The 15,139-nt window shown below is 65.2% G+C and carries 11 protein-coding genes; 4 read left to right on the top strand and 7 right to left on the bottom strand.

Features of this window, described 5'->3' with window-relative positions; translation table 11 throughout:
- Both IC66_RS0123105 and IC66_RS0123100 read right to left on the bottom strand, forming a co-directional pair.
- Positions 1–2,699, bottom strand: a 2,699-nt coding sequence (locus IC66_RS0123105) for a molybdopterin-dependent oxidoreductase (RefSeq protein WP_038949193.1), incomplete at its 3' end; no start/stop codon positions are given.
- Positions 2,696–3,523 carry an FAD binding domain-containing protein gene (locus IC66_RS0123100; protein ID WP_038949191.1) on the bottom strand — a complete coding sequence of 276 codons (828 nt, stop codon included), beginning with the start codon at positions 3,521–3,523 and terminating at the stop codon, positions 2,696–2,698. The genes IC66_RS0123100 and IC66_RS0123105, both read right to left, overlap by 4 nt.
- A 164-nt stretch (positions 3,524–3,687) precedes the next feature.
- Here IC66_RS0123100 and IC66_RS0123095 point away from each other — a divergent pair, with 164 nt between their 5' ends.
- Positions 3,688–5,037 carry an 8-oxoguanine deaminase gene (locus IC66_RS0123095; protein ID WP_038949190.1) on the top strand — a complete coding sequence of 450 codons (1,350 nt, stop codon included), beginning with the start codon at positions 3,688–3,690 and terminating at the stop codon, positions 5,035–5,037.
- A 110-nt stretch (positions 5,038–5,147) separates the two neighbouring features.
- Here the strand turns inward: IC66_RS0123095 and IC66_RS0123090 are convergent, their stop codons facing one another.
- From IC66_RS0123090 to IC66_RS0123075, 4 genes are all read right to left on the bottom strand, one after another.
- Positions 5,148–6,224, bottom strand: coding sequence for a BMP family ABC transporter substrate-binding protein (locus IC66_RS0123090; protein ID WP_038949189.1), 1,077 nt, complete (start codon positions 6,222–6,224; stop codon positions 5,148–5,150).
- Between the two features lie 77 nt (positions 6,225–6,301).
- Positions 6,302–7,219 (bottom strand): ABC transporter permease, encoded by a 918-nt coding sequence (locus IC66_RS0123085; protein WP_028142656.1) that lies wholly within the window; start codon positions 7,217–7,219, stop codon positions 6,302–6,304.
- A complete protein-coding gene (locus IC66_RS0123080; RefSeq protein WP_028142655.1) occupies positions 7,206–8,297 on the bottom strand; it encodes an ABC transporter permease in 1,092 nt (363 codons plus the stop codon). Before IC66_RS0123080 ends, IC66_RS0123085 begins: the two co-directional genes overlap by 14 nt.
- Positions 8,281–9,852, bottom strand: coding sequence for an ABC transporter ATP-binding protein (locus tag IC66_RS0123075; protein WP_028142654.1), 1,572 nt, complete (start codon positions 9,850–9,852; stop codon positions 8,281–8,283). Before IC66_RS0123075 ends, IC66_RS0123080 begins: the two co-directional genes overlap by 17 nt.
- Positions 9,853–10,417: 565 nt before the next feature.
- Here IC66_RS0123075 and IC66_RS0123070 point away from each other — a divergent pair.
- A complete protein-coding gene (locus IC66_RS0123070) occupies positions 10,418–11,521 on the top strand; it encodes a hypothetical protein (protein ID WP_038949188.1) in 1,104 nt (367 codons plus the stop codon).
- A gap of 28 nt (positions 11,522–11,549) precedes the next feature.
- Here IC66_RS0123070 and IC66_RS0123065 read toward each other — a convergent pair whose 3' ends face one another.
- Positions 11,550–12,035, bottom strand: coding sequence for a nucleoside deaminase (locus tag IC66_RS0123065; RefSeq protein WP_038949187.1), 486 nt, complete (start codon positions 12,033–12,035; stop codon positions 11,550–11,552).
- Between the two features lie 362 nt (positions 12,036–12,397).
- Between IC66_RS0123065 and IC66_RS0123060 the strand changes: the two genes are divergently transcribed.
- Positions 12,398–13,657, top strand: coding sequence for an allantoate amidohydrolase (locus IC66_RS0123060; protein ID WP_038949186.1), 1,260 nt, complete (start codon positions 12,398–12,400; stop codon positions 13,655–13,657).
- A gap of 101 nt (positions 13,658–13,758) precedes the next feature.
- The gene (locus tag IC66_RS0123055; RefSeq protein WP_038949184.1) at positions 13,759–15,132 is read left to right on the top strand and encodes a hypothetical protein; all 1,374 of its coding nucleotides are present in this window, start codon (positions 13,759–13,761) and stop codon (positions 15,130–15,132) included.
- Positions 15,133–15,139: the final 7 nt, after the last annotated feature.

The following is a 15,139-nucleotide window of genomic DNA, read 5'->3' as shown; positions in this document are numbered from 1 at the left end:
GAAACCAGCCGGTCCGGCTTGAACGGCGGCGCGGTGAAGCGGATGCCGGTGGCGTTCGCGATCGCGTTGCCGAGTGCGGCCGCGACCGGATTGTACGGACTTTCGCTCATCGACTTCGCCCCTAACGGTCCGATCGTGTCGGACGTCTCGGCGAAGAACACCTCGGTGCGGGGCACGTCCGCGAAGGAGGGCAGGTGGTAGTCGCGGAATTTCGGGTTGGTGACGCGCCCCTCGGCGTCGATCACCATCTCCTCGTAGAGCGCGGCGCCGAGCGCCTGCGCCACGCCGCCTTCGACCTGACCGCGGCACTGCATGGGATTGGCGACCACTCCGGCGTCCGCGGCGTGCACGCTCCTGAGAATCCTGAGCTCGCCGGTGGCCTTGTTCACGGCGATACGAAAACCCTGGACGTTGAAGCCGACCGAACGCGGTGTTCCCTCGGAATTGCCGCTGCCTGCGAACGGCTGCCCGCGCTCGCGCGCGAGCTTCACCAGCTCCGCAAAAGACATGCGCCGGACGCCGCTGACGACGGCGTTGTCCTCGAGCACGCAGCTCCCGACGTCACACAGCCACGCGCCGGCGGCGGCCGCCTTCAATTCGGTCGCAAGCTGCAGGGAAGCCGCATGGGTCGCCTTGCCGGCGACGAACATGCCGGCGCTGCCATAGGCGCCGGTGTCGTGGCCTCCATGGGCGGTGTCGGACTGGCGCAGTCGGATTCTGTCGACGGTGGTCGCGAGCGTGGTCGCGGCGATCTGCCGGTGCACGGTGCTGGTGCCGTTGCCGAATTCGGCGGTGCCGACGGTGAGATCGAAACCGCCGTCATCGTTGAGTGTAATCGTCGCGTCGGCGAGGTGGCCCGCCGGCGGCGCGGTGTCGATCATGGTCAGCGCGACGCCGTCACCGATCAGCCAGTCCGGCGACAGGTCCGGCTGCGGGCCGTCGGCCTGCATCGCGCGCTCGACGAGGTCGAGGCACTGGTCGAGCCCGTAGGAGCCGTAGAGCACGTCGTGAAATTCGGACGGCGGCGGCGACAGCATGGGATCGCCATCCCTCACGATGTTGCGCCGGCGCATCTCGTAGGGGTCGATGCCGAGCTGCCGGCCCAGCTCGTCGATCGCGGCCTCGATCGCGATCAGCGTCTGCGGCAGGCCATAGCCGCGAAACGCGCCCGCCGGCACCGTGTTGGTGTAGACCGCGTAACCGTCGACCCGCTTGTTCGGGCAATTGTAGACCGCGATGGACTCCGACAGCGAATGGAACATCACCGGGCCGGCGTGATTGCCGTAAGCTCCGGTGTTGGAGAGCACGTCGAGCTGGAGCGCGGTGAGCTTGCCGCCGGCATCCGCTCCGGCCTTGATGTGGACCCGCATCGGGTGCCGCGTCGACGTCGCGATGAACTGCTCCTCGCGCGTGAGCTCCAGCTTCACCGGACGTCCCGTCTTGAGCGCAGCGAGCGCCAGAATGTCCTCGACGAACATCTCCTGCTTGCCGCCGAAGCCGCCGCCGACGCGCTCGCAGAACACGCGGACCTTGTCGGGAGGAAGCTTGAAGATGTCGGACAGCGCGCGCCGGGTCAGGAACGGCACCTGGGTCGAGGTGCGGACATTGAGCACGCCCGAGGCATCGAGCCAGGCGAGGCCGCCATGGGTCTCCAGTGCCGCGTGCTGCACGCGATGACTGTGGAAGGTGCCCTCGAAGGTGACGGCAGCTATCGCGAGCGCCGCCGCGACGTCGCCGAACTCGCCATGCGTCTCCGCAGCGAGGTTGCGCTGAGCGTCGGCGATGCGGTTCGCGGTGGTGCGGTCGGGATGAATGACGGGCGCACCGGGCGCCATCGCCTGCTCCGGATCGATCAGCGCAGGCAGGATCTCGTAATCGACCTTGAGCCGGCGGCAGGCGTCCTCGGCGGCGGCTTCGCTTTCGGCGACGATTGCGGCAACCCTCTGGCCGATGAAGCGCACGACGTCGTCGAGAACGCGGGTGTCCTCGGGGTCCATCCAGTCCATCTCGTGCCGCGCGGTCGAGATCAGGATCGAAGGTGCGTCTTCATGCGTCAGCACCGCGTGCACCCCGGGAACCTTCAGCGCTTCCGACTTGTCGATCGCGACGATCCTGGCGTGGGCATGCGGCGACCGCGCCAGCTTGACGTGAAGCAGGCCCTCGATGGCGGTGTCGAAGGTGTAGCGCGCGTCGCCGCGCACGATGTCGGGGCCTGCCGGCGCCGGCAGGCTGCGGCCAAACGCGGCTCCGGGCTCGACGCTCGCCTCGACATTGGTCTTGCCGAGCAATGCATCCTCGATCGCGCGATAGCCGGTGCAGCGGCAGATATTGCCCTTCAGCGCCGCGCCGAGATCGGTGCGCTGCGCCTGGTTCAGCGAGGCGCAGGTCAGGATCATGCCGGCGGTGCAGAAGCCGCATTGAAAACCCTGCGCATCGAGGAAGGCCTGCTGCATCGGATGCGTGCCGTGGTCTCCGCCGAGGCCTTCGATCGTGGTCACACTGCGTCCCTCGGCGCGGAACGCCGGGATCAGGCAGCTGTGCACCGGCTCGCCGTCGAGCAGCACGGTGCAGGCGCCGCAGTCACCGGCGTCGCAGCCCTTCTTCACGCCGAAATGGCCGAGCTCACGCAGGAACGTGCGCAGGCACTGGCCGGCGCGCGGCTCCTGCGCAAACGGTTTGCCGTTGACCTCGAAGCTCATGACGGCATTGCCCCCAGCAGCTCGCGGCGAACCTCTTCGGCGAGCCGCAATGTCATGTGCTTGCGCCAGAGCGGCCGGCCGTGGATGTCGGTGTGGTACAGATCGTCCGTGATCTGCTGGGCGATCGCGTCGCCCAGCGCGCTCGCGTCCGGGGCCCGGCGAAAGGACAGCTGGATCGGCCGCGCCGTCGACGCGGTGACCGTGAGCGTCAGCGTGCCGTCGGCATCGAGGCTGCCGATCAGGAGCGCCGCCGAGCGGCCGACCGGCGCCAGCGAGATCTGGCGATATGCCGTGCGGCGTTTCAGCGCGGCGATCGGAATATCGATCTGGCGAAGCAGGTCGCCCGGTGTCAGGCGATTTCGCTGGTTGCCGGTGACGAAGTCGACGACAGGAATCCTCTGCTCGCCGCCGCCAGCCTTCCAGATGGTGCAGACGCCGCCCAGCGCTGCAGTAAGGGAGATCATCGGTCCCGCCGGCAGCGACATGCAGAGATTGCCGCCGACGGTCGCGGTCTTCCAGATCTTGAACGACGCAAGGAAGGCGCGGCAGCACTGGTTGATCAGCGGCGCGGCGAGCCAATCGGACGGGCAGGCAAGTCCGTCGAGCTGCGCGACCGTGCACGTGGCGGCGATGGAGAGATGGCTGTCCGTGATCGTCAGCGCCGGCCATTTCAGGTCGGTCAGATCGATCAGCCGCTTCAGATGCACCTGCGGCTCCGAGAACAACCACGTGCCGCCCGCGAGCCAGGCGTCGCCTGCCGTCCAGGCCGGCAATTGCGCTCGCGTTTGCGGATGGGCGACCGTCGTGATGGTGTTCAAATCCATGGCTGCGCCAAAGCTTCCGCCGGTGAATCGTGCCGATGAGTCTTGCAAGACCGGAGCCAAGTGGCAACAAACAAGTCGCAATAAAACAAGTCCTGGCGCGAAGGTGGCTGGGCCAGCGTTTTACCTGGCTGGCCTGTCAGCGGATGTAAAGGAGAAGCGGGATCATGAGCGACGCAAAGCCGATCTGGATCAGGGATCCCCTGGCCATCCTCGCCGACGGTGCCGAGCGCGGGATCGTGGTAAAGGACGGCCGCATCGTCGAGCTCGTGCCGGCGGGCGCCGCGCCAGCGACCGCTGATGTCGTGGTGTTCGATGCGAGCGAACATGTCGTGCTGCCGGGCCTGATCAACACCCATCATCATTTTTACCAGACGCTGACCCGGGCGCTGCCGGCGGCGATGGATCGGGAGCTGTTCCCCTGGCTCCAGGCGCTCTACCCGGTGTGGGCGAGGCTGACGCCCGAGGCGCTCGAGCTCGGCGTCACCGTGGCGATGTCCGAGCTGCTGCTGTCGGGCTGCACCACCACGACCGATCATCACTACGTCTTCCCCGCGGGCCTCGAAGATGCCGTCGATATCGAGGTCGCCGTGGCGAAGCGTCTGGGCGTGCGGGTGCTGCTGACGCGCGGCTCGATGAACCTGTCGCAGCGCGACGGCGGCCTGCCGCCTGACAGCGTGGTGCAGGACGAGGACACGATTCTCGCAGACAGCGCGCGCGTGGTTGCCAAGCACCACCAGCGCGGCCTGGACGCGATGGTGCAGATCGCGCTGGCGCCGTGCTCGCCGTTCTCGGTGACGACGTCGCTGATGCGCGCCACCTCCGATCTCGCTGATAAGCTCGACGTGCGCCTGCACACCCATCTCGCCGAAACAGAGGACGAAAACAGATTCTGCCAGCAGATGTATGGCTGCCGTCCGCTCGACTATCTCGAGCAATGCGGCTGGCTCAATGCGCGGACCTGGCTCGCCCACGGCATATTTTTCAACGCCGATGAGATGAAGCGGCTCGGCAAGGCGAAGACGACCATCAGCCATTGCGCGTGCAGCAACCAGCTGCTGGCATCCGGCTGCTGTCCTGTCTGCGAGATGGAGGAGTCCGGCGTCGGGATCGGGATCGGTGTCGACGGCTCAGCCTCGAACGACGGCTCCAACCTGATGCAGGAGGTCCGCGCCGCCTTCCTGCTGCAACGGGCGCGTTACGGGGTGTCCAAGGTCAGCCACAAGGATGCTTTGCGCTGGGCGACCAAGGGGTCGGCAGCCTGCGTCGGCCGGCCGGAACTCGGCGAGATCGCCGTCGGCAAGGCTGCGGACCTCGGGCTGTTCGGGCTCGACGAATTGCGCTTCTCCGGTCATGGCGACCCCTTGGCCGCATTGGTGCTGTGCGGAGCGCATCGGGCCGACCGGGTGATGGTGGCGGGAAAATGGGCCGTGATCGACGGTGCGATCCCGGGCCTCGACGTGGCAGACCTCATCAGCCGCCACAGTTCGGCGGCGCAGGCCATGCGGGCCGGATAACGCCAAGGCAGGATAGAAAGAGGGGGCGACCACAAGTGCCGGGTGCTTCTGGCCACCCCCTCCGAACCTCCTCCGGAGGAGCAGGTGATCTAGCCTAAGCAAGAAGCGTGCTACTTGCCCGGCAGCTTGTCGTCGATGCCCTTGACGTAGAAATTCATGCCGAGGATCTGGCCGTCGTCGAGGTGATCGCCGCCCTTGCACTCGACCGGCTTGCCGTCCTGCCCAACGATCGGGCATTTGAACGGATGCAGCTTGCCTGCAGTGATCGCGGCTTGGGCATCCTCAGCCAATTTTTTCACGTCGTCAGGCATGTTGGTATAGGGCGCCATCGCGAACATGTGACTGTCGAGGCCGCCCCAGCTGTCCTGGGACTTCCAGGTGCCGGCAAGCTCGGCCTTGACCCGCTCGATGTAGTAGGGGCCCCAGGTGTCGAGGATCGAGGTCAGCTGGGTCTTGGGCCCGAACTTGATCATCTCGGAATCCTGGCCGAAGGCGAGCTTGCCGCGTTCGCTGGCGATCTGCATCGCGGCGGGCGAATCCGTGTGCTGCATGATCACGTCGGCGCCCTGGTCGATCAGCGCCTTGGCGGCGTCGGCCTCCTTGCCCGGGTCGAACCAGGTGTTGGCCCAGATGATCTTGACCTTGATGTCAGGCTTGATGGTCTGCGCGGCCAGCATCGTCGCGTTGATGCCGGAGACGACCTCCGGAATCGGGAACGAGCCGATATAGCCGAGCACGCCGGACTTCGTCATCTTGGCCGCGATCAAGCCCTGGATGTAGCGGCCCTGCCACCATCTGGCCGAATAGGTCGACATGTTCGGGTTGCGCTTGTAGCCGGTGGCGTGCTCGAAATGCACGTTCGGATATTTTTTCGCGACCTTCAGCGTCGGATCCATGTAGCCGAACGACGTCGTGAAGATCAGCTTGTTGCCGGCGCGGACGAGCTGCTCGATGGAGCGCTCGGCGTCGGGGCCTTCAGGCACGTTCTCCAGATAGGTGGTCTCGATCTGGTCGCCCAGCTCCTTGACCAGCGCCTGCCGGGCGAGATCGTGCTGATAGGTCCAGCCCAAATCTCCGATCGGACCCAGATAGATGAAGCCGACCTTGAGCTTGTCGGCGGCGGAGGTTGCACTGACGCTTCCGGCCAGCAAAAGCCCGGCAGCCAGCGCAAGAAGGGATTTCCTCATCATCGATCTCCAAACATCAGGGGAAAGCCACGATGCGCAACGCGCGCGCCCCATCGCGCGCGCCGCGGAAATGAAATTCAGCGGTCAGGTACGAACACGGTGCCGAGCGCGGCCGGGGCGGTCGAGCCGCCGCTGCGCGCGCGGGAGAGCAGGACCAGCACGATGACGGTCGCAAGATAAGGCAGCGCCGACATGAATTGCGAGGGAATGCCGATGCCCCAGCCTTGCGCGTGCAATTGCAGGATCGTCACTGCCCCGAAGAGATAGGCGCCGACCACGAGCCGGCCCGGCCGCCAGGACGAGAACACCACCAGCGCCAGCGCGATCCAGCCGCGGCCCGCGGTCATGCCGGGTATGAAGAACGGCGTATAGGCGAGCGGCAGATAAGAGCCGGCAAGGCCTGCGCAGGCACCGCCAAACATCACGGCGAAGGTGCGGATGCGCAGCACGGGATAGCCGAGGGCGTGCGCAGAGGCGTGGTTGTCGCCGCAGGCGCGCAGGATCAATCCCGCCCGCGTGCGGTACAGGAACCACCAGACGCCGACGACGAGTGCAATCGAGAAGTAGACGAAGCCGTCCTCGCCGAACAGCACGCGCCCGACCAGCGGGATGTCAGTGAGGCCCGGAATGGCGAGATGGACTGCCGGCGTGATGCGCTCGCCGACGAAGCCGGCGCCGATCAGCCCGGACAGCCCGACGCCGAGGATGGTGAGCGCAAGACCCGTCGCGACCTGGTTGACGGCGAACCCGAGGGCCATCAATGCGAAGATCAGCGACATCATCGTTCCCGCGATGATGCCGAACAGCGCGCCAATGAAGATCGATCCGGTGAGCCATGCGCCGGCAAAGCCGCAGGCCGCGCCAACGATCATCATGCCCTCGACGCCGAGATTGAGCACGCCGGAGCGCTCGGTCACGAGCTCTCCGGTCGCGGCGATCAGCAGCGGCGTTGACGCGGCGAGCACCGAGAGGATGATGGCTTCAATGAGTTCCACGGGCCACCTGACGGTTCGGGAAGCTCAACTTGAAGCGGTAGAGGATCAGGGAATCGCAGGCGAGCACGTAGAACAGCAGAATGCCCTGAAAGACCTTGGTGACATCCAATGGAATCTTCATCGCGATCTGCGCCTGCTCGCCGCCGATAAAGGTCAGTGCAAGGAACAGGCCTGCAATTAATATTCCAAGCGGATTCAGCCGGCCGAGGAAGGCGACGATGATCGCAGTAAAACCGTAGCCCGGGGAGATGCCAGGCTGGAGATGTCCGATTGGACCTGCGACCTCGATGATGCCGGCGAGACCTGCGAGCGCGCCTGATACCGCGAAGGTCAGGATGATCAGCTGATTGGCGTTGAAGCCGCCGAACCGCGCGGCACGGGGGGCTGCGCCCACGACGCGGATCTCGAAACCCTTGATGGTTCGCCCGAGCAGGATTGCGGCCGCCGCGACGACAAGAAGCGCAATGATCGAGCCGAGATGCAGCCGCCCGCCCTCGATCAGCAACGGGACAGTCGCCACCGGATCGAACTCGGCCGTGGTCGGGAAGTTGAAGCCGTTGGGGTCGCGCCAGGGCCCGCGCACGAGATAGTCGAGAAAGAGGTCGGCGACATAGACCAGCATCAGGCTGGTCAGGATCTCGCTGGCGCCGAACTTCACCTTGCAGATCGCCGGGATCAGCGCATAGAGCGCGCCCGCGGCGGCTGCGAGCACGAGCATCGCCGGCAGCACCCAGGCGCCGGCATCGGTGCCCTGCGTCTTCACCGCGATCCAGCTTCCGGCAACTGCGCCGATCAGGAATTGGCCCTCTGCGCCGATGTTCCAGGCATTGGCGAGATAGCAGAGCGACAGCCCGATCGCGATCATCACCAGCGGCGTCGCCTTCACCGCGATCTCCTGGAGCGAATAGCCGTCGGTCAAGGGCGCAATGAAATAGGCGTGCAAGGCGAGCAGCGGATTCTTGCCGAGGATCGCGAACAGGATGACCATGGTGACGACCGTCAGGCCGATCGCGATCAGCGGCGAGACCAGCGCGATCGTGCCCGAGCGTTCGGCGCGCTTCTCAAGCACCAATTGCATGCGCGGCCTCCCTTGGCTCGAGGCTGCTGCCGCCCATGAGAAGGCCGAGCTTTTCGCGCGTCGCCTCGCGGGTCGCGAGCGGTGCTGACAGCTTGCCGTGGAACATCACGGCGATGCGGTCGGCGATCTCAGCGAGCTCGTCGAGATCCTGGCTGGTCACGAGAACGGCGGCGCCCGCGGTTGCCAGATCCAGCAGCGCCTGGCGAATGACGGCGGCGGCGCCGGCATCGACGCCCCAGGTCGGCTGGCTCACCACCAGCACCGCGGGGTTGCGCAGGATTTCGCGTCCCACGATGAACTTCTGCAAATTGCCGCCGGAGAGGGATGCGGCTTCCGGATCGCGCTTGGCCTTGCGGACGTCGAACGTCTCGGTCGCACGGTCGACGGTCTTCAGCGTGGCCGCCGTATTGATGAAGCCGCGATGGACCATGCCGCTGGCGGCGTGTCCGGTGAGCAGCGCGTTCTCCGAGAGCTTCATGCGCGGTGCGGTGCCATGACCGAGCCGCTCCTCGGGAACGAACGCAGCACCCAGCTTGCGCCGCTGCGTGATGGAGAGATGGCCGGCGGCAATGCCTTCGATCACCACCGTGCCCGGGTCCTTCGACAGGCGCTCGCCGGACAGCGCGGCGAACAGTTCGTCCTGGCCGTTGCCGGCGACGCCCGCGATGCCGAGGATCTCGCCGCCCTTCAGCTCGAACGAGATGTGCTCGAGCCGTACGCCGTGCGCTTCGCCTGGTGCGAGCGAAAGATCGTTGACGACGAGCCGCGGAACGGTGGTCTTCCGGCCGGATGCCGCCTTCAGTTGCTTGATCTCGCCGCCGACCATCATGCGGGCGAGCGAGGCCGCGGTCTCGCGCCGGGGATCGCAGGTCTCGACCTTCCTGCCGCCGCGCAGGATCGTGGCGGTGTCGCAGAGCCGCTTCACCTCCTCGAGCTTGTGACTGATGTAGAGGATGGCGCGGCCTTCGGCCTTGAGCCGCTCCAGCACGACGAACAGTTGATCGGCTTCCTGCGGCGTCAGGACGGCGGTGGGCTCGTCCAGGATCAGGAATTTCGGATCCTGCATCAGCGCGCGGACGATCTCGATGCGCTGGCGCTCGCCGACCGACAATTGCCAGACCTCGCGTTTGGGATCGAGCGGAAGGCCGTAAGTCTTCGACATCTGCTCCAGTCGCGCCGACATGTCCCTGAAGGACTCCCGTCCGTCGAGGCCGAGCGCGACGTTCTCGGCGACGGTGAGATTGTCGAACAGCGAGAAGTGCTGGAACACCATGCCGATGCCGCGGCTGCGGGCTTCGGAGGGACCGGACAGCACGACCTGTTGGCCCTGCCAGCGAATCTCGCCGGCGCTGGGCTGGATCAGCCCGTAGATCGCCTTGACCAGCGTCGACTTGCCGGCACCGTTCTCGCCGAGCAGCGCGTGGATTTCGCCGGGCCAAATATCGATGTCGATGGAATCGTTGGCGAGGAAATCGCCATAGCGTTTGGTGAGTCCGATCGTCCGCAGCAGCGGGGGCTCGCCGGAATTCAGGTCGTCAGGTGTCGAATCCAACATTCGCTGATGCGCTTGCATGGTGAAATGCCGCGATAGTGGGCCAGTTTGAGCCCCGGCGTAAGGTGTGAAAATGCGTCATCCCTTGCTCAACGCTGTGGCAGGCACCTTGTGTCGGTGCGCCTGCGCCGGCCGAGACGAAGCCCCCCTGCTCAAACGCCCACGCTCGGCCATGCCGGCTTGGCTGTCGCCGGCGCCTGTTGCAGATTTGTGACGGTCCAAGCCAAATCGGAACCCGCTATGCAGACCTGACGTCGCAGTGAGCAAAGTTGCGCCATCGCGCTCATGCAATGCGGATCGACGCAACATTGGCTCCCGACCATCGCGCCCGCAATGTCCGCTCGGCATGAAAGAGGAGCGAAATCAAACGGGAATGTCCGGCAATAACCGGCGTCGCCGGCCGCATGCCGGCTGCAGAAAGCCTGCTAAATCCTACGAAGAGACGCCGCCCCTTGCCGAAACAAGCGGCATGCCTTGAAAAAAGTTGAGGCTTCTCCCTCCGGGAGATCGGCGCAAGTCTCGCACCCAAGGGCGTTCATTGACGTGTCCACACTTGGGGGTATTCAGGATGTCGTTTCGTTTCAGGGCAATTGCAGCAGCGGCGCTGTCACTTGCTACGCTCGCCACCGGTGGCTTGGCTTTCGCGGCGGATCTGCCGGTCAAGGCTGCCAAGAAGGCGGCGGATCTCCCGTTCTTCCTGGTGATCGATAACCGCGTCACCTTCTCCTACATCTTCAACGCCTCGCAGCCCGGTGCATGGTCGTTCCGGCCGGATGGATCGATCGACAGCAAGACCACCAAGCAGGTCTACTCGTTCACGCATTTCGATCTCTGGGCATACGGCACGAACTTCTTCACCATCTCGATGTTCAAGTCCGATCACAATGATCCGTCCGGGCCCTGCACCAACGCGGGCACGATCTTCGGCGCGCCGGCAATTTGCGCCGGTGCAACGGAGATCTACGGACTGTTCCGCTCGACGTTCGGTTGGAATGAGCTCTTCGACACCAAGGCCTTCACCGCGGGGCCGCTTCACAACATCTCGTTCGAGGTTGGCATGGATGCCAACACGGAGAACCGGTATTTCGGCGCCGCCAAGCGCGACGTCGTCGGCGGTCTGCAGTTTGCGTTCGATCTGCCCTACAAGGGTTACATCAACGTCGCGCCGCTGGTGTACTGGGAGTTCGCCAATCACAACTCGTTCAGCCAGTGCGGACTGTTCGGTGCGGGCGTTCCCGGCGTGACCTGTCTTGCAGACGGCAACACCTCGTTCAAGCCGACCTGGGCGGTCGAGGTCAATTACTATATGGATATCGGCTTCCTGCCGCCGAACATGCAATATTTCTCGATCAGCGGCCGCGCCGGCTGGTACGGCAAGAAGGGCACCGACACCCAACCGCTTCCCTACAGCCCGGCGAACGGCGTCTACAACACGGCGGTCGAGTTGAATTCGGAGCCCATCCGCCTGACCTTCGATGCCTCGAAGGCCGCCTGGGGTGACAAGTATTCGCACTTCGTGGACGTCTGGGTGGCTTACCGCTACTGGCAGAACAAGTTCGGTCTCGATCACAACCTTGCCGTCGGCTGTACCACGGCGGTCGGTGGCCGGACGGTGAGCACGGGATCGTGCACCGAGTCCTCGCTCTACTCCGGCATCACCGTGAAGTTCTGATCGGCACCCTACTGATCGGAGTTTGTGTCTACTTCGTCCACACGCCATCGTGCAGCGCTGCGGCTTCGTCCTCGAGCAGCGGACCTACGACTTCGGTCAGCCGCTGGCCGCTGGCAAAGACCTCGCGGCACGGCAGGTCGAGGGTCGGGTTCTCCGGATGGTTGCCGGTGACGCCGCGCAGGCGATGCTCGCTGAGGCCGTAGACGACGCGGCCGATGCCGGCCCAGTAGATCGCGCCGGCGCACATCGCGCAGGGCTCTGCCGAGGAATAGAGCGTCGCTGTCGCCAGCACTTCGCGGCCGAGTGTGCGGCAGGCCTGGGTGGCCGCGAGACGTTCGGCATGCGCGGTGCCGTCATGATCCGGCATGTAGCCGTTCTCGGTCTCGATCAGCACCTTGCCGCTCGCATCGACAACGATGCAGCCGAACGGGTGGTTGCCATGGGTGAGGGAGCGGCGGGCGACCGCGAAGGACAAACGCAGAAAATGCTCGTCACGCTCGGATGCGTTGGCCATCGATCCTCCGCCGTCAGTGCCCCGCCATGCGCCGGCCGATCGTCGCATGACCAGCTTCGCTGGCCCGTCCTTCATACACGAATTCGCCGTGGAACATCTCCACCAGCCGGCTGGGTTCATTGACGGTACCTTCCGGATAACCGATTGAAAATATTGATTATGCGGGCCGTTCGGGTCCTGATAAAGGTGAAACTATTGGTGCGCCTGTGCATGACCGGCGTGACGCAGCCTGCCGCGTACGCGCATTCATGCTAACCACGCGCAGGTTGGGACGGGCGCCGGTGCGTGACTGGCCGCCGAACGTGTACCGATGGTCGCCAGACAGCCGCTGCCGCGGTCCAGAGAAGAGAAAGCTCGTCGAGATGAGTGCCGTCAACGCCGTTCAAAATGCATCGCTCGGCGAAGAGATCGTGCGAGGGATCAACGATCTGGCTGCGATCTCGGAAGCAGGCGACAACCTCACCCGCATCTATCTCACCAAGGAGTTGCGCAAGGCGGCGGACCTCCTGCTGAGCTGGATGCGCGATGCCGGCATGAGCGCGCGTCTTGACGCGATCGGCAATGTCTGCGGCCGCTACGAAGGCGAGCGGCCCGGCGCGCCCTGCCTGATGCTCGGCTCGCACTACGACACCGTACGCGATGCCGGCAAATGGGACGGGCCGTTGGGCGTGATCACGGCCATTGCCTGCGTTGCCGATCTCAATCGCCGTGGCAAGCGCCTGCCGTTCGCGATCGAGATCGTCGGCTTTGCCGACGAGGAGGGCGTGCGCTTCGCTTCGACCTTGCTCGGCAGCCGTGCGGTGGCCGGCACTTTTGACGAGAGTGTCTTGAATGTGCGCGACCGCGACGGTGTGTCGATGCGCGACGCGCTCGTGCAGTTCGGCCTCGACCCCGATCATATCGGAGCGGCCGCGCGGACGCGGCGCGAGCTGCTTGCCTATCTCGAATTGCACATCGAGCAGGGGCCGGTGCTGGAAGCGCAGGACCTGCCTGTCGGGGTCGTCACCGCGATTGCCGGTGCCACGCGGCTTGCCGCGCGGCTGACCGGCATGGCCGGGCACGCCGGCACGGTGCCAATGGCGCTTCGGCGTGATGCGCTCGCGGGCGCGGCCGAATGCATCGGGGCGATCGAGCAGTTTTGCCGCACCGACGCGAGTGGGCTTGTCGGCACGGTCGGCTACATCCAGGCGAGGCCCGGGGCGACCAATGTCATTCCGGGTGAGGTGTCCTTCACCATCGACATGCGCGCGCCGACCGACATGCACCGCAAGCGCGCGGTCGCCGATATCGTCCGCCAGATCGAGGCGATCGCCAGGCGCCGGCACTTGGCCCTCCAGCTCGACGTCACCCACGAGAACCGCACCGCGCCTTGCGCGCCGTGGCTCAAGGGCCAGATCGCGCAGGCGATCGAAGCGGAGGGTTTCTCGGTGTTCGAGCTGCCGAGCGGGGCAGGGCACGACGGCATGGCCATGATCGACATCGCCGATGTCGGCATGGTCTTCGTCCGCTGCCGCGGCGGCATCAGCCACCACCCGGACGAGCATGTGGAGCTCGCCGATGCCGACGCCGGTGCGCGGGTGCTGCTGCGGGTGATCGAGAATTTCAGGCCCCGGGAAGGGTAGGCTGAAGGAGCCCCGCTGGAAGCCGGTGCGTCATCTGGACGAAATACGAATCAGCCATGCTTTGGGTGGTGGCCGCACCGTCGGAGTTACCCTAGCCACATATGAATAGCGATATCTCGTTGCCCTCAGATCGCGGAAACCGATTTTACCAAGGCGTGGCCGCAACCTTTTTCGCCAACGCCCTCCAGGCGGTCAATTTTCTCGGTGATCGATTCCTGAGAAAGTCGCACCATTCGTTGTCGGCCATCGAGGACCTTTACCGGCACTCGATGGACAGCGCCTTTTCGGTGACCGAGGCCTTCCTCGTCACCGGCGCGCCGCACGCATCCGCCTATTATCCCCGTGACTTCGCCTGGTTCTATCCTGATGTCCTCGACCCCGAGACCATCATGGATGCGCAGGACGCGGTGCGGCGGGCCCGGCTGCTCGACAAGAGCATCCGTCTGTTGCTCGAGGCGGTTCGCGCTGATGTCGTCACGACCACCATCGTCCCGGCGGGACGCGGTCGGTACCTCGGCGTGAACTATTTTTCGCGCCCCTCGGATACGCTGCTCGGCATTCTGGCCGGCCTGCAGCAGATGATCTCGGCCGATCAGAGGGCGCCGTCCTATCTGGCGATGGCACAATGCGCGCATGCCGGCCGGCTGCTGCTGGCCGAATATGGCGGTGACCTGAAGCGTGCGGTCCTGCAGCTCGCAAGCGAGCTCGAGCCGTTCGACGATGACGGCACCAGGTATTTGCTGTGCGATGCCCGTGGCCCTCGCTCCGCTGCAACGGATACCCGTGCGGAACGCAGGCGCTTTGTCACCAATGCCTGCGTCTACACAACCTTCCTGTGGAGCGTGCAGCTCGGCATCGTGGACGAGAACGAGCTGAAGCGGCTGCTCGGACGCGGCCTTGCGCAGTACAAGAAGGCCCTGCTCCGTCTGTTCGGCAGGGACGGCTACATCAGGCATTCGCTGGATGGTCCGAAGGGATTGCCGGTGTCCTCGGTCGCGCTGGATTTCGTCAGCGTGCATCGCGGCTTCTGGGATATGAACGATGCGAGCGAGCGGGCGCTGTTCGCGGCGACGGCGGATCTGATTATCGCGGAGCCGCGCTTTCGCATACCCTCTACGTTCCACTTCCTGGTGTCCGCGGATAATCCGCGGAACAAGATGATCCACAAGATTGCGGCTCCCGCCTATCAAGGGCGCTCGTCCTGGCCGACGTTCAACGTCGAGTTCGCGGACCGGATGCTCGACTACGACGAGGTCTCCGGCGGCGATCACTACCGGGCCTGCGCGCAAGGGATATTGAAGGACATTCGCACCGCGACCGAAGTGCACGGCGGATATCAGGAGCTGATCTCGGAACAGGGGCTGAAGTATCGCACCTGGGCCTACAAGGGCGCCGTGGCCCATTCCTGGTTTCCGCGCTTCCTGTCGGTCTGGAGGAGGGCGTATGGAACGCCGCTCCTGCAATGGAATGACTGATCCGCGG

The organism is Bradyrhizobium genomosp. III (assembly GCF_000261705.1).
Classification (GTDB): domain Bacteria; phylum Pseudomonadota; class Alphaproteobacteria; order Rhizobiales; family Xanthobacteraceae; genus Bradyrhizobium; species Bradyrhizobium ottawaense.
The sequence above is the reverse complement of the archived record's forward strand: the minus strand, read 5'-3'. Positions and strand labels throughout refer to the sequence as shown.